Consider the following 452-nt stretch of genomic DNA (forward strand, 5'->3'; position numbering starts at 1 on the left):
ATGGCTATTGCATTGACGACAACGCCCGCGCGCTCATGCTGGTCAGCCAAATGCCGACAATGGATGAAGGCGAGCGGGACAAATGGATGACGATTTACGCGTCGTTCCTGCAATATGCCTGGAATCCGGAGGCTCGACGTTTTCGGAATTTCATGAATTTCGACCGGACCTGGTGCGAGGATTTCGGGTCGGAAGATTCGAACGGTCGCACGCTGTGGGCGCTGGGCGTGACCGCGCGCGATGCGCAGCTGGCCAAGCATCGCCATTGGGCCGTGTCGATGTTCGATATGACGGCGTCGCTGTCGCTCGAACTTGGCTCGCCGCGCTCGCATGCCTTTGCCATGCTGGGCGCTGCGGCCATCCTTGATGCTTTCCCGGGCCATGCGCTGGCGCGCACCATCTTGGCGCGTTTTGGCGAGGAACTATGCGGGCTGCTTGAAGAGGCGCGGCGT

1 protein-coding gene is annotated in these 452 nt (G+C 61.1%); it reads left to right on the plus strand.

What is annotated here, in order from left to right; translation table 11 throughout:
- Positions 1-452: hypothetical protein (locus tag AACY08_RS29650; RefSeq protein WP_339472648.1), on the plus strand; the 452-nt coding region annotated here is incomplete at both ends.

The organism is Pseudomonas sp. EL_65y_Pfl1_R83 (genome assembly GCF_963970695.1).
Classification (GTDB): Bacteria; Pseudomonadota; Gammaproteobacteria; order Pseudomonadales; family Pseudomonadaceae; genus Aquipseudomonas; species Aquipseudomonas tritici.